We start from the raw sequence: 16,826 nt of genomic DNA, 5'->3' as shown, positions 1-16,826 counted from the left end.
ACGGAAGCCCGAATTCCATTGCTCTTTACCATCGAAGGCGCTGACGAGAGCGTCCAGGGAGAGGGATCACCATGAACAGGTTTCAGCCAAGCTTCTTGGCTATGGCGGTTGCGACGCTTTCGGTCGCGACGTCGGCCCATGCAGCGGCTCAGGATGTCCATCAATTCGATGTGCAGGGCCAGAGTGCCGAAACGGGGATACCCCTTTTCGCTCATCAGGCGCAGATCCAGATCCTGGTGCCTCAGTCGATGGTCGCCAATCTCAAGGTCAATTCTGTCCATGGCAGCCTGCCGACCGGCGTCGCGCTCTCTCAGCTCCTGCGTGGCACCAACCTCGTCCCCTCAGCGGTGGCCGGTGGAGCGATCATCCTGCGCCCCACCGCCGCGGCTAAACCGGTTTCTGTGAGCAAGCGGCCAGTCGCATTGACAATGGTATCGCAATTGCCCGTCGATTCTGGGGCGGCAAGTCTCACGCAATCCGGCGACACAACTGCGCCGAAGGCGGATGCTCCTGCCGTGCCGGACAAAGACATCATCGTTACAGGCTCGCGCACCATCAAAAATGGGAACAACAGCCCCACGCCAGTCACCGTGGTGGCGGTCGATCAACTGCTGGACTCCCATCCGGGCAGCATTTCCGACGCGATAAATGATCTGCCAATCTTCTCAGGATCGCGCGGACAGAACGGCAATCCAGGCACAGGCGTCACCAACAATTCAGGCAATGTGCAGAACCTGCGAGCGCTGGGCTATACTCGCACGCTGGTCTTATGGGACGGGCACCGCCTGCCACCAACCACACAGGACGGGCTCGTCGATACCGACATGATCCCGCAGTTGTTGCTCAAGCGCGTTGATATCGTGACCGGCGGTGCGTCAGCTGTCTATGGCTCGGATGCCATCAGTGGCGTGGTGAACTTCATCACCGATACGACCTTTAAAGGCCTCAAGCTGCAGGCGATCCGAGGCGTCTCCACCTATGGCGACGATGCGACGACCGATCTGGGGATAGCCTATGGTAGACCCTTCGCTGAAGGACGCGGTCACTTTGAGGTGAGCTATCAGTATCGCAATGATCCGGGCGTGCTTTCACGTCTCGATCGCCCTTGGGGCACGCACCAATATACAGTGCAGGGCGGCGGCACTGCCGCCAATCCCTATCATCTCGTTGACAATACCCGTATCTCGACGACCACCTTCGGTGGCCTGATCCGCAGCGGCCCGCTGGCCGGTTACCAGTTTGCCAGCAATGGCACTCTCTCGCCTTTCGTCAACGGCGCTGCGACGGGAACAAACGGCTATCAAAGCGGTGGCGATGGCGCCTATTACAACAGCTCGATCCGTGCGGCGATGCGTTCACACCAGGCCTTCGCGCGGCTGGATTATGATTTTACCGATGCCATCCACGGCTATGTCGAGGGCAGTTACACCTCAAACCATACCGCCAACTACGGTACCTATAATTTCGTCAACAACATCACGCTAAGCGCCACCAATGCCTATCTGCCTGCTGCCTATCAGGCGCAGACGGCAGCGGGTGGTGCAAGCTCCTTCACCTACAGCCGCATGTTCTCGGATCTGCCCCGGGTCGACACCGTCAGCCAGACAGATCAGTATTTCATCAATGCCGGCCTGAAGGGCAATCTGGGGAGCAAGTTCAAATGGGATGCTTCCTATACCAACAGCCAGGTGATCCTGAGCACTCTCAATGACAACAACATCAACAACCAGAAGCTGGCCGCAGCTGAGGATGCTGTTACCGACGGCAACGGCAATGTTGTATGCCGGGTAACCCTGACAAATCCTGGCCTCTATCCTGGCTGCACGCCGATCAACCTGTTCGGTTCGGGCAACATCTCGCCTGCTGCAGCGGCCTATATCACGCAGCAAACCGGTTTCCGCGCGGTCACGAAACTCAACGATGTGCAGGGAACGATTTCCGGCTCGCCCGTAACCCTGTGGGCCGGGCCGGTCAATGTGGCCCTCACAGGCGAATGGCGTCGATTGAGCTATACAGCGACCAGCAACGCGTCGCCCACCGATTATGCCAATTGCACGGGGCTGCGCTACAATTGCACGAGTTCGACACTACTCTGGGCCGACGCCACACTGGCCAATCGTTCCACCGTCAGCCAGTCGGTCAGCGAAGTCGCGGGCGAAATCGATCTGCCGCTGCTGCATGATGTGGCGCTGGCACGGGATGTCAGCTTCAACGGCGCACTGCGTTATACCTACTACGATACCAGCGGTAGCGCCTGGACCTACAAGGCCGGGCTAGACTGGAATGTCAGCAAAGCCTTTAAATTACGTGGCAGCTACTCACGCGATATTCGCGCGCCCAATCTCAACGATCTGTACCAACCACAGACCGCCGGAACTGGGGCTTTCACCGATCTTCTGACCGGGCAGAGCCCGACCGTGGCGGTCTATACGGCGGGCAATCCCAACCTGAAACCTGAGGTGGGCAAGACCCTGTCGGTAGGCGGTGTGGTGAAGCCTGCCTTCATGCCCGGCTTCAGCATGTCCCTCGATTATTTCAAGATCACAGTGTCCGATGCGATCACCAACATTCAAGGTACAAATCCATCGATCCAGGCGGCCTGCTACGCCAGTGGCGGTTCTTCGCCATATTGCGCGCTGCAGACACGCCCGATCAATTTCACCAACACGACAGCCGCCAATGCAGTCACCTCGTTCACCAGCACGGTCATCAACATCGCGCGCGTGCGCACCTGGGGCTTCGACTATGAGGCGAACTATGCTCATGCCCTCTTTGGCCATCCTTTCAGCCTGCGCGCCCTGGTGACCTGGCAACCGCATATCATCTACGAGCAGCCCGGCATCAATACGATTGACGTAGCCGGCGTTTCCTTCAGTTCCAACTCGCTGCAAGCCAGCCCGAAGTGGCGTGCGACGGTGTTTGCTGATTACAAGCTGGGCAATTTCCAGATCGGCGTGGTAGAGAAATGGCGTAGCTCGCTGGCCTGGACCGGTGATCCAACCCAGATTTTCAACCAGCCCAACACGCCTGCGGTGGCCTATACCAATCTCAATCTGGCGGTGAATGTACCGCTCAAATCCGGAACAGTCGCCCAGATGTTCTTTAACATCCAGAACCTGTTCAACAAGCAACCCCCGCCAGCCGCCTTCCTCGGAGCAAACGGCAATGTGGGCGCATTCGGCGGCTTTGCCTATGGCGACGATCCGATCGGGCGCTATTTCTCGGCCGGTTTCCGCGTCAAACTCTGATGTATTCGAGCAGCCTCCGGCTATCGGCCGGGGGCTGTGCACCGCCTGTGGCGGTCCATGCCCGACGAAAGGTTGATTATGCTGCGCTGGCATCGAATCTGCGCCACCATCTCGGCAGTATTTCTGCTGTGGATCGGCATCATGGGAACCGGTGCACAATTGGCCGATATGCGCGCACTGCTCACGCATGCGCCAGAAACCGATCCGGACATGCTGATGATGCGGCAACATATTTATGGGCCGCCTAATTATGCCGTGGTGTCAGCCCCGGACTACGCTGCCCCCGCCCTGCCCGACAACACAGACTATGCAGCGGGCATCGCGCGTGCAGCCGAACTTGGGCGCGCTGCCGGTCCTGATCAACCGCTGCGATTGGTTGAGTTGCGCGGCGCTGATGGGAAGGTCGTCGCCCATGTACAGATGGGCGAGCGGCATATGATGTTTGATCTGGCCAGCGGAGCGCGGCTGCCCGACGCCCTGTTGCCCCCTCAGCAGCCCGGCCCTGGCTTCGCCTCCACCCGGTCGACGTTCAAAGCCCTGCATCGTTTTCAGTTCATGCCATGGGGCGTCGCGATCAACGCCCTGGCCTCGATCGCCCTTGCCATACTGATCTTCACAGGTCTCGCGCATTACCTCAAGCTTTACCGATTGCGGGCTAAGGGTGGCAGAACAGCCCCCTGGTGGAAAGGTGGCGACCTGTGGCGTCAGCTGCATCGATGGATTGCTGTAAGCGCGAGCATTCTGGTGATCTGGCTGACGGTTGGAGGGCTGGCACTGTCGCTCGACAATGTCGGGTCCAAGATCCACCAGTTGCTGATGACCGCGAAAGGTTCTCGCGCATTCGACGGAGACCTCTCCAGCCCGATCAGCGACACCGAGTTGTCTCCCATGACCCGTACCACGCTGACTACATTCCATCAGAGGGAACCCGGGGTCGGGATCAAGGTCCTGCGCCTTCGCTATTTCGTGGGCTACCCTCAAGGGGTGGTGGTCGGGGCCGACGCCCAGACCACTCAGCATGTCTACAACGCCCGGAGCGGCGCGGTGATGCAAATGTGGGAGCCAGGCTATCCGGATCTGAATTTTCCGAGCGGTTGGGAGCTGCATCAGGCACTGAAGCGCTTCCATCGTGGGGATATGTTCGGGTTGACAGGCCGATGGCTCGTCCTGCTCGGTGGTTTCTCGCTGATCTATCTCTCGCTTTCAGGGGCAATCATGTATGTTCAGCTTCTGCGACGAAGGCGTAAAAGCGGGCGCAGCGAGTTGATCTGGTGATCTGAGATCCAGGGTGGCGTCAGGCGCAAAACACTCTAATTTTTAAAGCAATCCAGGTTTGGTGAAGGAAACATCATGCGTAAGTCGCACGCGATCTCGGGCGTCATTGCCCTCGCTCTGGCAAATGCCGCCGTGGCGCAGCCTCTGGCCGAGCCTCACACGATGCCGACCACGATTGGGCACGATAAGGATTTGCTGATCAATGCGATCCCGGCCCGCGGCGTGCCGCGCCTCATGGTTTCGAGTCCGGGCTTCCCCCAAAGCGGAGATATCCCGCTTGCCAGCACGCAATATGGTGACAACAGGTTCCCAGGCCTTTCGTGGTCAGGCGGTCCGCGGGGCACTCGCTCCTACGTTGTCGTGGTGCAGGGCATGCTCGGTGATGCTGCTGCCGGGACCAGCATCCATCTTGTGGTCTTCAACCTGCCTCCAGCGACCGCCTCCTTGGCCTCCGGGCTTTCTCAACTGCCAGCTGGAGCGGCTTACGGTCCTAACGTACACGGCCCTGCGGCCACCTACGTCGGCCCCCATACCCATGATGGGGACCGCCATCCCTATCATATGCAGGTGTTTGCGCTCGATACACGCATCGGAGAGGGTGCCACGAGCGATTTTACGCAGCTCAAAAAGGCCATGGTGGGCCATGTTCTTGCCTCGGGCGAAGTGGTCGGCTTCGCTAGCAAGCCGCTTTTCGCGCAAGGCGCGGGGGAAATGGCGCCAAAGGTACCTGTAAGGGTCGAAACCGGCCTGCTCACCGGAATCAGCGGGCGCGACCCTTCGGTCGCTGTCTACAAGGGAATTCCCTATGCAGCACCGCCAGTTGGTGCATTGCGGTGGCGCCCCCCCGCCGCAGCGCTCTCTTGGCAGAATACCCGCAAGGCCGACAGTTTTGGCAATGCCTGCCCTCAGCCCGGCGGTGAGATGGCACCAGGTCTGAGCCAAAGCGAAGATTGCCTCACGCTCAATGTCTGGACCGGTGCCAAACCTGGCACCAGCGAGAAGCGACCGGTCTATGTCTGGATCTATGGCGGCGGCTTTATCGGCGGCACCGGTGCAAGCCCCGAATTCGATGGCGAGGGGCTGGCCAAGAAGGGCGTCGTCGTGGTGACCTTCAACTATCGCGTAGGCGTTCTCGGTTTCCTGTCGACACCTGAGCTCAGCCGAGAATCCGGCCATGCTGCGTCAGGCAATTATGGGCTGCTCGACGACATCGCCCTGCTCAAATGGGTCCAGCGCAACATCGCCTCCTTTGGAGGCGATCCCTCCAAGGTAACGATCGGCGGTCAGTCGGCTGGTGCCGGGTCAGTCGGCTTTCTCTCGATGTCCCCGTTGGCGAAGGGGCTATTCCGGGCGAGTATTGCGCAAAGTCATGCCCGATATCCGCGCGACACAGAACTGCGCTACCTGTCGGTATCCTATCGCCCCCTATCCAGTGCCGAAAAGGCGGGCGTAGCCTACGCAGCGGCGCATGGCGCAGGAACGCTTGAAGCCTTGCGCGCAATGCCATGGCAGAAGCTGATCGAAGGCAGCGCCACAATCGACCCCTCGGTTGAGACTGGAAGCGACGGAAAGCCTCCCCTGTTTCGCCCGGTGGTGGACGGCTGGGTGATACCAAAGACATATTGGGACACTTATCAGGCTGGTGCGCAGAACCAGGTCACATTTGTGACTGGCAACAACAAGGATGAAACTGGTGCTGTCCCCGAAACTGCTTTCAGTATATTGCGTTCCCGAACTGAACCGCCGAGGGGCGGAATGCCCCAGGTCGCCGTAACACTGTCGCAGTTCCAGGCAGGAGCAAGGCGTAAATTCGGCAACCTCGCCGATGAATTCCTGCGCCTCTACCCAGCTGGGAATGACGATGAAGCTGCCTTGCAAAACAATGCTTCGGCGCGCGACAATTCACGGATCTCGACCTGGCTGTGGGGCACGCTTTGGCGCAAGGGCGATCCACTGCCCTTACATACCTATTTTTGGACCCATGCCATTCCCGGCCCCGGGCACGATATCCGCGGAGCCTTTCACGGCTCCGAAATTCCCTATGCCTTCAATAGCCTCGATGCTGTAAAGGCTCCCTGGACCCAAGAGGATCACCGTATTGCGGAAACGATGTCCTCCTATTGGTCTAACATCATCACCAACGGTAACCCAAACGGGCCGGGACTTCCTATATGGCCGGCGTGGAGTGCGGACAATCCGCAGGTGATGGAATTGGGCGACCATTTCGGCACGATCCCGATTGCAGATCCTGCTAAAATAGCCTTCTGGAAGAAATTTTATGCAACGCAGAAGGCATGGTGACCGGCAAAGAGAGAAATGACCGCAGTCATGAACACATTCCCTAACAAAGCAATCATTCTAATTCGCAAATAAGACCCAATAAATCCATAATTTCTTTAAATTTTTTAACATTCGAGAATAAAGCCATGATAGCCGCAATCGATTCAAAAATACATCACAGATGTATTTATGTATTACTTTAACATCGCAATATGATTAAGTGCATATCTATCGGCACAACTCCAATTTTAGATCTCTTAGAGGATGCTTAATGCGACGCAAGGCGGTGCCACCCTACTCAACAAGCTGCTCTCCTTCGGCGCGGCTTGCAATCATTGCCTGAGGCTGGCCACATATCCGACCGCTTGATGTTTAATCCGATGCCTCGGGTCTGACAGGTGAAGGTGTACAAAGGTCATACGCAGAGTGGCTGCGCATAAGTGTCTTTTCCAGTGCATCGAACCCCTGCTGCAATTCCTCCAGTGGACGCGCAAAACCGATGCGGACATGGCCCGGCAGCCCAAAAAACTCGCCCGGCGCGACAATAACGCCAAAGCGATTGAACAACCTTTCGGAAAATGCGCGGGTATCCTCGACGCCGACCAGTTGAGGAAAGACGATACAGCCGAAATCCGGCACTTCACCTGCGATCAAGCCCTGCGCATGCCACTGGGCGAAACGCTGGCGAACCACCGGTCGGGCCACACTCAACAAGGCGCGGCCAGGCTGTATGAACTGGTCGGCGCGCTCCATCACAAGCGCAGCTACAGCATGGGACAGGTTCGACATGCCGAATTCGAGCCTGTCGCTAACACCGCGGATTGCTGTCATGACCTGCGCGGAGCCGGCGATCCACCCGCAACGCAGTGTGCTGAGGCCAAAGATCTTGGTCAGACTGCTAATGCTGATCAGATAGGGCGAGATGCTGGCGGCGGCCCGACGCCGCATATCGACATCAACATAATCACCATAGACCTCATCCACGACGATATGGATGCTGCGGCGTTCCGCCAGTTTGGCAAGTGCCCCGATTGTTGCCTCACTGGCATAGGCCCCGGATGGATTATGCAGATCCGACAGCACGATCAGTCGCGTTTCTGGTCTTATCGCAGCCTCGATAGCATGGATATCGATAGCAAAACCATCCTGTGCCACCCGATCGAAATGGGACACCGAAGCACCCTGCGCCTGGGCTAGATCAGTGAAGAGATCGAAGCCAGGCCTCTCTATGAGCACATGCTCGCCACCGCGCAACATAACGCGATAGATCAGCGCCAGAGCCCCGGTCGCGCCGGTGGTGCAAAGAACCTGCTCACGGGGCAGGCTATAGCGGGCCGCAAGCATATCAAGAATGTAAGGGTTACCGCCGTTGAATGCGCTTCTGTAGCGAGAGCTAATCGGATCGGAAAAGGCCTCCGCGATGGTTTCGCGCAGCAAATCAGTTGGTTCGGGAACCGAACTATCGAAAAAGGATATCATCTCTCCTTTCGCCCGAGATTGCCTCATCGTCGCACGAATCCATTGAGCATAGCTCTGACCGGATCCATTATCCTGCGTGATCACGAATATCGGTGCCCTGTTGCTGCCTTCACGCGACGTTTAACGCCAAGCGCGAAATAAATTTATCTCATATTGCTCCCGCGAGGCGCGGTTGGCGCATAACTTTGCCGCGTCGTCACACCCTCACTGGCAACGCAGGAAGCTGCCGCCCGCGCATGGCATAACGACAGCTTCACATCATCAATATTTATAAGATACGAGTGCGCCAATCGTCCTGGGCTGGATGATGCTCCCCGTATAGGGATTTCCGGTGGTATCGACAAAGATGATACCATTCTTATTCGTGATATTCCGGGCATATAGCGAGAAGGAAACGCCATGGGTTTCAAAACCTGCACGCAGGTCAAGCGTAACATAACCCGGAGAATAGCCGCGCGGATTACCCTCGGTCGGGAACTCAGCGTATTTCGGCCCGACATAGCTCAAGGTAGCGCCGACATTGGCGTTGACAGCATTGGTCAGCGCGAACGAATGGTCAGCAGACAGATTGCCGGACCATTTTGACGACAAGGGAAGCCGGTCGCCGCTCAGCCCCACGGTTTGACCGATGAGGTCATCACGCAACCGGGCATCAATGAAGGAACCGTTCGCAGCAAAGACCGTCCCCTTCCACGGACTGTAGCTGACTTCGGCTTCGCCGCCCCGGCTGCGGGCACGACCGCCGTTCTGGGTGAAGGTGATCTGGGTCACGGCATCGACCGAGAGGATTTGAATGTTTTTCCAGTCAATCCAGAAAGCATCAAGCGCAAAGGTCAGCTTCTTATCGAGCACACTCCCCTTGAGCCCAATCTCATAATTGGTTGTTCGATCGGGACCATAGGTGAGATGGTCAGGCGTCAGCGCCGAGTTGGGGCCACCTGGGCGATATCCTGTCGCAAAGCGGCCATAGGCGTTCAGGTTGTCATTGATCTTATATTGCGGAGAAAGCAGCCAAGTCCAGCTGTGGTCACTGGAACGCACATCGGAATCGCTGCTTCCTTGCAATTCGGCCAGCAGTCCGCTGCTGGTCTGAATGCTGTGCTGATGGTTGGAAGCGTACCGCAGACCACCCTGCAAGCTGAACCGGTCGGTCAGATGATAAGTTGCATCAGCGAAGCCCGAAATCTCGCGATAGGTGCTTGGTGATGGCGCGTCAAACACCAGTGCATCGGTGGCATTGGTCGCAGGATTGATGGCGGTAAGAGTCTGGTTCGAAGTTGACTTGTCGTAATTGTAGAAGGCTCCAACCAGCCATTCTAGCGGCTTACCGGTGGCCGATGCCAGACGTACCTCCTGCGAGAAGCGGTTGGTCGACGTAGTCTCTAGCAATTGCGCACGATCATTGGCGATGGGGGTGCCAAAGACATCCTGAATCACCGAAAGGATCGGCGCAAAAACGAACGTCAGGTCGTTGCCAAGTGAATAACGGCTCTGCGTGTAGCCCGTGATTGACGACAGTGTGGCAAAGCCAACATCGGCATCGACCCGCGCGCTGTAAAGCCGGACGCGCGTCTTGTAGATCGGCAGGGTCGTACTGAAGTTGTTCGTCGTAGGCCCGGCGTCGGGCTTGAAGCTGTCGGTCAGACCAACGGTGGTGCCGCCCTGGCCGCGCAGCTCCTGGTCCAGAAACGCCAGATTGACCTTGACGCCATCGACCGGCTTGATCAGCAGCGCGGCGCGCCCACCGTAACTGTCGGAGGTGTTCGCATTGTCGCGTGCTCCGCCCTGAAGCGCAGTATAATCGAGATAGCCTGGCGCTCGCTTGTAAAACCCGCTCAGGCTGAGAGCAACCTTATCGGTAATCACTGGAATGTTCAGGGCCGCGCGCCCCGAAGCCCCAACACCGCCGCCGGTCACGGTCTCGACCCCCGCCTCGACACGGCCGGAGAGTTTGTTGGTGTCAGGCGTGACTGTCTGGAACTTGAGCAAGCCGCCAAGGCTGCTGGCGCCATAAAGCGTGCCCTGCGGTCCACGCAGTACCTCGACATTCTGCAGGATCGCGGGGTCCAGGTCAGGTGCAATCTGACCCCCGACCGGAAAGGGAACGTCGTCGATGGTGATCCCCACCGTCGGATTTCCACCGGCATCGGTGTTCACCCCGCGAATAGCCAAAGTGGTCTGCCCGGCGCCACCGATATACTGCAAGCCGGGAACACGTGTATAAAAATCGCGGATCGTCGTGAGGTCCTGCGAAACCAGGGTACTCGCATCGAGCTGTGTGACCGACACCGGCACGTCGATCAGGCGCTCATTGCGCTTTTGTGCAGTCACCACGATTTCTGTGCTTCCAGGCGCGGCACCAGAAGCTTGCGGTTCAACACCGCCAGGCGCCGCAGGGGCCACCTCTGCCAACGCTTGACCAGCGGTGCCTGTCAAGAGAGCCGTGGAAAGCGCAAGAACATAAAATTTATTCATGGAAACCCCCATAAAATGTCGCGCACGGCCCGGTCGCACCTCTTGTCTTCTTACCGTCATCGACGGCAGCTATGAGCGACCTGCCAATCTTTCCCTTCCTGCGTCATATGATCATATCGAATATGACATCGGCGACGTTAGCGAAGGCCGGGGCAAATTTGCGTTCGATTTTTGGAGGAAACCGGACAATTTATGCGAAATCGCTGTCCTCGGCCTCCGTTTTGAAACAACCATTCCGGTCAATCATTCAGGGCTTTTCCAAAAGCGGTGCGCGCTCGTACCCACCAATAAATTGCTCCCGCGCCAAGCCATCCCGCGATCAATTCGTATGGCCGGGTGTCGGCACTCATTCCCGCGATCATGATGCCCAAAGCCGTTGCAGCACCAAGGAGGCCGACGCAGCGGACCACCCCGGGCGCAAATTGCAGGCCCTTCGCCCGCAGATCCGGATGGGCGGCAGCCACCCTCTCAGCAGAGAGGGAACATGCGGCGTATTTTAGCATCGTGGGAACATTGACCGTGAGCAGCAGAAAGATGAGGCTGGATGGCAAAAGCAACCCGGTCATAGCAAGGGCATAGGCGAGCAGCACGGCGGTATAAGGTGTACCGAAGCGTGGATGGATGCGGGCAAAAATATCAGGCAGCACTTTGGTGCGCCCCATAGCGAAAAGGCTTCGCGAGAAGATCAGCGCGTTTGCATTCATTGCCTTAAGAATTGAGACCGTCGCTGCGGTAACAATCAGCGGGACGGCGATCGGGCCCAGCGTTGTGCGAGCGGCATCCAGCAACGGCGCCTTGCTTGCAGCGAGCGCTGCAGGCCCGACAAGGCCGAGGGCCACCGCTGCGACAGAACCATAAACAACAACAGTCAGTCCGATCGCGCCGACGATACCCAAGGGAATGGCACGGCGTGGATTGCGTACCTCGTCGCCGATTTCCACTGCCGCCTCGATGCCCAAAAACAGGCTGATCATCAAAGGAATGCAGGCGAGGATCGCACCGTGCCCCGAAGCAAGTGGATCCCCGATCACTGCTGTGGTGGCGTGAGGCGCCCCGGTCGCGACAAAAACAGCCAGGACTGCCAGCAAAAAGCCCATCAGCACCGCCTGCGCCCTAGCCGCGACGCCGACCCCGACCAGATTGAGCCCGAACACGGTAGTCAGGGCAAGAGCCATGAGCGGTTTTGCTGGAAGCGTGACAACCTTCGAGAGGTAATTGGCCAACACCTGGGACAGCAAGGTGAGCGCGCCGATGTTGGAAAGTATGCGCAACCAGACGATGGTGAAGCCTACGCCAGGATGAAGGAAACGGCGCGGCCACTCATAGGACGCACCCGAAACCGGATAGGTCGACGCCAGATAGGCATAGGAGATCGAGAAAAGGCCCATCGGCAAGGCCGCCACCACCATCGCGAGCAAAAGGCCCGATCCTGCGATCTGTGCTGCCGGCTGAAGCACCGAGAAAATCGATACGCCAATCGCCGTGCCCGCGCCGAACATGATCACGCCCCCCACACCGACATCGCGCCGAAGGTCTGTCGCTTTTTCAATCATCGTCGTCATGTCATCCGCTTGATGGAAGGGGGCCATAGGTCTTGGCTGCACTCAATCGCCGTCGTCGTCCCGCGGCCAGCCAAACATCGCGCCGCTGCCCTTGGCAGCGCTTCCCTTCAAAGGATCTGGGCGCGCGGGTATAACCTCCGGCGATGATACAAAGGGCTTGATTCCAAGCGCGGCATGAATCTCGGACGGAAAATAAACAGCTCCACCACGCATCACCATCCGGGGGCGCTTCACAACATTGATGTCGACCGTGGGATCGCCCGCTACCAGAATGAGATCGGCCAGTTTCCCTTTGGCAATCGTCCCGATCCGATCGGAGCGGCCCAAATATGTCTCGCAGTCCAACGTATCGGCTTTGAGCGCCTCTGCAGGCGTGAGCCCGCCCTTCGTGTAGAGTTCCAGTTCACGCTGCAGGGTAAAACCTGTCGTGTCGTCTGTGCCGGGCAACATCTGAATACCATTGGCATGCAACAGCTTCATCGTCTCGAGCACCTTGTCGAAGGCCTTCACATAAGCCTGGTCATCAGCGGGGCCCTTTAGTGGCACAAAGGTGCGCTTGCGATAGCGCTGATAGCTGATAGGCATGTGATCGAGATAATCCGCATCTCCCGCCTGCGTAGTCCGGGCCCGGCTCAGCATCAGTCTTTCAAGAATGACAGTGGTCGTGTCCAGCGAAACGCCGTAGGCCCGCATCAGGCCGACTGTCCGGCTTACCGGCGCGCTACCCAGATCGAGGTCGGCCGCTTTGACCATAGCCGTCAGACGCAAAGGCGTGCGCGTATCGTCCTTTTCGGGGTCGAGCAGCCAGCCCAGCATCAGCTGGTTGATATGGGCGATCGTGTTATAGCCTTCCTGGATCACGCGGTCCGGGCTGTCGAAGGCCGGCACATGGCCCGTGACCCCCATCCCTAGCCGTTTGGCTTCATCGGCCAACGGCTTGATGAGGTCCGGCTTCATGGAGTTGTAGAATTTGACCTGAAAGTAGCCCCGATCAGCATACCAGTGAACCGCATTCATCCCCTCGTCCAGGGATCCGATGACAAAACCGTCGCGGGCAGAATAGGGGCTGCGGCCCTCTATAAAACCGTCGGGCACCACGCGCGGCCCGGCTACCTCGCCGCTGTCCAGCTGGGGCAGTAACTTTTGCAGGAAGCTGTTGTTGTTGCCCATGTCGCGGGTGCTGGTCACGCCCGCCGCCAGATAGAATAGTCCAGAATCAATCGTGGTGTGCGAATGCATGTCGTGAAGGCCGGGATAGAGCGTACCGCCGCCGCCTTCGATCGCTGTCTCGCCATCGGGCACCGGGCCTCCATCGCCGGGCACCACCGCGCTGACGACATCGCGCATGACGATCACCGTCGAAAGCGGTCCGCGTTGGCCGGTGAGGGGATCAAAGACATGGACATTGCGAATCCGCACCGGCCCGTCGAAGCGATGGGCGACACGTGCGCTGATCGCTTTAACTCTATCGGTATCGAGCTGGGCGCCCAGCGCGGCAAGCTCGTCGCCCCGTTTCTCGAAACCCTCCCGGATCGCGACGCCCTTCTGGCCGAAGGCGGCGAAGAGCCGGTTCGCCTTGTCCAGCATCACATAGCCCGGATGCAGATCCACACCATCGATCCGGTAAAGGGTCACGGGAACGCCAGCGAAAGCCCGACTGAACAGTCTAGTCAGGGTCAGTCGACCGCCCGGCAGCACATCCAGAGCATGACCAGGCGCGGCCAAAGCAGCACGGGCATAGACATATTGCGCCCAGGGACTGTCGTCGTTGACGATGTAGAGCGTCGACTTCCCGACCGCCAGCGTGCCCTCCTCCGCCTGGCTGACCCAATGCGCCGTGCCATCCGCCCAAGAAAATGTCTCCTGAACAGGTCCGCCCATCATGGACGTTCCGCTGACGCGCCACGAGATGGGAATGCCGCCCTGGCCGAGCACAATATCTTCATGATGCTTCGGACCGCGACCATTATCGTCGACACGGTAGTCAACCGCGATATGGTTGCCGTCCGTCACCGCAACTACCGAGCCCACTGTCTCCCCGTTCGAAACAACGGACATCTTTTCCGTGGTTGCCGCGCAAGCTGGCCACGCGATTGCAGCAAGAGCTATCCAGGCGAAATACTTCATTCTCGGATCCCGACTTGAGCGAGGCGCCGCCGCAAGGCGGGCACGTAAACCTGCAGAAGGTCGATATTGGAGCGGAGGCTGGAGCATGGACACGGCTGACGGCCTGCCTGTTGCACCGAACCCTCCAGACTCCTAATCCGTGAACGCCCCCTCCTGAAACTTCAGCCTATCCCGCATGGCACGCAAAAATTATGCGAAAAATGCGAAAGCATTGCCGAACGAAGCATAAATTTGTCACACATCAAGATGCATGCTTGCCGCGAATAGGAATGGCTGTTTCATATTTCAACTCGGCCAAGGTCACTGTCGATTGAACATCCTGAACGCCGGGAAACTTCAAAAGCACCTTGAATATGAAATTCTGATACCAGTCGAGCGAAGAAGCCAGGATTTTTAGAAGAATATCCTTATCCCCGAACACCGTGTGACATTCAAGTATTTCTGGAGTTACTTCAACCTTCAGAAGAAAAGACGCGCGCTGATCCTCGGTTAAAGTCGCCATCTTGAGTTGAGCAAAAATAATAAAACTTTGCCCGAATTTCGTTCGATCCAGTAACGCCACCTGGCGCTTGATATATCCCTCATCCCGCAAACGCTGGAGTCGGCGCCAGCAAGGCGATTGGGACAGCCCGATCTTGTCGGACAGCTCGGCGGTGGACAGCGATGAATCACGCTGAATTTGTTCCAGAATCTTGATATCGGCAGTTGTCAGATCGTCACTCACGCCTCACCCCTTTTTGCGGCAAGTTTATGCGCGATATTCCTCCGATCAAGTGACATCCATGCAAATAGGGCAAATACCCTAAGGATGATGTTTCAAAAAACTCCCGAACAGCGCCGACATTTGCCTTCTCTCGCTCTCCGCCTCGAACACCGAATGCCCCTGGGGCAATGCAACAGCCTTGATCCGCTCCATCGGGGCGCCCGCCGCCGCCAGCTGGAGTCTGGGGCCCAGCAGCGGCACCGACATGTCATAATAGCCCCCGATCAACATCACGCGCAGGCGGGGTTTCGCACGCATCAGGCCAGCGACATTGCCAGCCAGGTCAAGGGATTTGGCATCATGCTCCGTCGCCGACCAGTCCCAGTGAAAGTTCACGTCCAGGGTCAAGGAAACATAGGGCTCGGTTCCCGGAACTTTCAGCGTCTCATGCATGTATCGCGTGATCCCGCTCGACACGATCACATTGCTGGCCCCCAGTCCCAGTGCAGGGTCATTCGCGGCGGAGGGACGATTGGGCTCCACCTTCGGGATGGGCGCAGTAACACGCGTATCCAGCAAACCGACAACCAGGCCATCCGGCTTGCGCAGGGCCTTGCGCAGATTCTCGGGATCGACACGCAAATTGGCAGCAAGCACATCCTCGACCGGAAGCCCGATGAAGCGGGATACGCGCAATGCAATCTCGCGGCGCCGGTCGCCCGTCAAAGCGTCACCCGCTGCAAGGGCCGCCGCATAGTCATGAACGGCAAATGCACTGGCTTCATCGAACAGCTCGGCTGCAGGCCGGTCAGCCTCGCCTTTCCCATGCCGAGCCGCCGCCACGGCCATGGCCGGAAGCCGGGCTACGGCCTCTCCATCCTTGCGTGTCTGGCTCTCTCCCTCGGGATTCCCATCGAAGCTGGGCGATATCAAGATCAGCCCCGCAAGTTTCAGGTCATCGGCATCGGCGCACATCCGCGCGATACGGGTGCCGCCGTAACTTTCACCCGCGATGAAGACCGGGCTAGCCTGCCGATGGTGCTCGCGCAGCCATTCACGCATCGTGGCCAGGACAGAGGCCGCATCCCCTGCCACACTCCAATATGGCTTGCCGCTGCCACCCGGGAGCACGCGACTCAGACCAGTGCCGACCGGGTCGATGAAAACAAGATCGACCATTGGTAACAACGTATACGGGTTTTCGGAAATGCTCTGGCTACCATCCGCGGCCTTGATGCGAAGGCGGGGGCCAAACCCCTCGAACTGCAAGGGTGAGGAGGATGCGCCGGGCCCGCCATTGAAAACGAACATCACTGGACGGGGCCCCGCTCTCGAGCTGGCAAGCAGGTAGGCAATGGTCGAAATCGTTGCCTGTCCGACACCGCGGCTGTCCTTGAGGATATGCTGGGCAAAGATCGCCTCATAGGCGAGACGGTGTCCTGCCACGGTGACCTCATGATGCGTTGCGATCGGCCGGATGACCGGTTCTTCGGCCCGAGCCATCAGCGGCGCTGCCAGCAGCAGGAAAGTCGACAGAGTCTTGAACATCATCATGGCATCTCCCAATGCCTCGTTGCCTAGCATCCTGGCCAGGGCAAAACTGTTGCCGAAATCGATCGCGTGGACAGCAGGATCGAAAAAATTATGCGGAAAAGCACGCGAGAAGCGTATTCTCCG

The 16,826-nt window shown here is 58.3% G+C and carries 9 protein-coding genes; 3 read left to right on the top strand and 6 right to left on the bottom strand.

The genetic code is table 11. The annotated features are described in order from the left end of the window. The first annotated feature begins 71 nt into the window (after nucleotides 1-71). The 3 genes from HGK27_RS24860 (at nucleotide 72) to HGK27_RS24850 (ending at nucleotide 6,824) form a co-directional block, all read left to right on the top strand. Nucleotides 72-3,248 (top strand): TonB-dependent receptor, encoded by a 3,177-nt coding sequence (locus HGK27_RS24860; protein WP_206243517.1) that lies wholly within the window; start codon nucleotides 72-74, stop codon nucleotides 3,246-3,248. 57 nt (nucleotides 3,249-3,305) lie between these two features. After that, nucleotides 3,306-4,523, top strand: coding sequence for a PepSY-associated TM helix domain-containing protein (locus tag HGK27_RS24855; protein WP_206243516.1), 1,218 nt, complete (start codon nucleotides 3,306-3,308; stop codon nucleotides 4,521-4,523). 75 nt (nucleotides 4,524-4,598) lie between these two features. Further along, nucleotides 4,599-6,824 carry a carboxylesterase family protein gene (locus HGK27_RS24850; protein ID WP_206243515.1) on the top strand — a complete coding sequence of 742 codons (2,226 nt, stop codon included), beginning with the start codon at nucleotides 4,599-4,601 and terminating at the stop codon, nucleotides 6,822-6,824. Between the two features lie 351 nt (nucleotides 6,825-7,175). On the opposite strand, the gene HGK27_RS24845 is transcribed toward HGK27_RS24850, so the two are convergent. The 6 genes from HGK27_RS24845 to HGK27_RS24820 all read right to left on the bottom strand — a co-directional run bounded on the left by HGK27_RS24845 (nucleotide 7,176) and on the right by HGK27_RS24820 (nucleotide 16,703). Next, nucleotides 7,176-8,282, bottom strand: coding sequence for a pyridoxal phosphate-dependent aminotransferase (locus HGK27_RS24845; protein WP_241127456.1), 1,107 nt, complete (start codon nucleotides 8,280-8,282; stop codon nucleotides 7,176-7,178). Nucleotides 8,283-8,543: 261 nt separating this feature from the next. Next, the gene (locus HGK27_RS24840) at nucleotides 8,544-10,757 is read right to left on the bottom strand and encodes a TonB-dependent receptor (RefSeq protein WP_206243514.1); all 2,214 of its coding nucleotides are present in this window, start codon (nucleotides 10,755-10,757) and stop codon (nucleotides 8,544-8,546) included. A gap of 239 nt (nucleotides 10,758-10,996) precedes the next feature. Beyond that, a complete protein-coding gene (locus tag HGK27_RS24835; protein ID WP_206243513.1) occupies nucleotides 10,997-12,319 on the bottom strand; it encodes an APC family permease in 1,323 nt (440 codons plus the stop codon). 42 nt (nucleotides 12,320-12,361) lie between these two features. Then, the gene (locus HGK27_RS24830; protein ID WP_206243512.1) at nucleotides 12,362-14,446 is read right to left on the bottom strand and encodes an amidohydrolase family protein; all 2,085 of its coding nucleotides are present in this window, start codon (nucleotides 14,444-14,446) and stop codon (nucleotides 12,362-12,364) included. A 241-nt stretch (nucleotides 14,447-14,687) separates the two neighbouring features. Next, on the bottom strand, nucleotides 14,688-15,170 hold the full coding sequence (locus HGK27_RS24825) for an Lrp/AsnC family transcriptional regulator (RefSeq protein ID WP_206243511.1): 483 nt from the start codon (nucleotides 15,168-15,170) through the stop codon (nucleotides 14,688-14,690). A gap of 78 nt (nucleotides 15,171-15,248) precedes the next feature. Further along, nucleotides 15,249-16,703 carry a S10 family serine carboxypeptidase-like protein gene (locus tag HGK27_RS24820; RefSeq protein WP_206243510.1) on the bottom strand — a complete coding sequence of 485 codons (1,455 nt, stop codon included), beginning with the start codon at nucleotides 16,701-16,703 and terminating at the stop codon, nucleotides 15,249-15,251. Nucleotides 16,704-16,826: the final 123 nt, after the last annotated feature.

This window comes from Novosphingobium terrae (assembly GCF_017163935.1).
GTDB lineage: Bacteria > Pseudomonadota > Alphaproteobacteria > Sphingomonadales > Sphingomonadaceae > Novosphingobium > Novosphingobium terrae.
Note: the sequence above shows the minus strand (reverse complement) of the source record. Positions and strands in the feature narration are given on the sequence as shown.

What these genes read in the sequence shown, in the direction of transcription:
- HGK27_RS24860 (WP_206243517.1), top strand. Translation starts at nt 72, where the DNA reads ATGAACAGGTTTCAGCCAAGCTTCTTGGCTATGGCGGTTGCGACGCTT.
- HGK27_RS24855 (WP_206243516.1), top strand. Translation starts at nt 3,306, where the DNA reads ATGCCCGACGAAAGGTTGATTATGCTGCGCTGGCATCGAATCTGCGCC.
- HGK27_RS24850 (WP_206243515.1), top strand. Translation starts at nt 4,599, where the DNA reads ATGCGTAAGTCGCACGCGATCTCGGGCGTCATTGCCCTCGCTCTGGCA.
- HGK27_RS24845 (WP_241127456.1), bottom strand. Translation starts at nt 8,282, where the DNA reads ATGATATCCTTTTTCGATAGTTCGGTTCCCGAACCAACTGATTTGCTG.
- HGK27_RS24840 (WP_206243514.1), bottom strand. Translation starts at nt 10,757, where the DNA reads ATGAATAAATTTTATGTTCTTGCGCTTTCCACGGCTCTCTTGACAGGC.
- HGK27_RS24835 (WP_206243513.1), bottom strand. Translation starts at nt 12,319, where the DNA reads ATGACGACGATGATTGAAAAAGCGACAGACCTTCGGCGCGATGTCGGT.
- HGK27_RS24830 (WP_206243512.1), bottom strand. Translation starts at nt 14,446, where the DNA reads ATGAAGTATTTCGCCTGGATAGCTCTTGCTGCAATCGCGTGGCCAGCT.
- HGK27_RS24820 (WP_206243510.1), bottom strand. Translation starts at nt 16,703, where the DNA reads ATGATGATGTTCAAGACTCTGTCGACTTTCCTGCTGCTGGCAGCGCCG.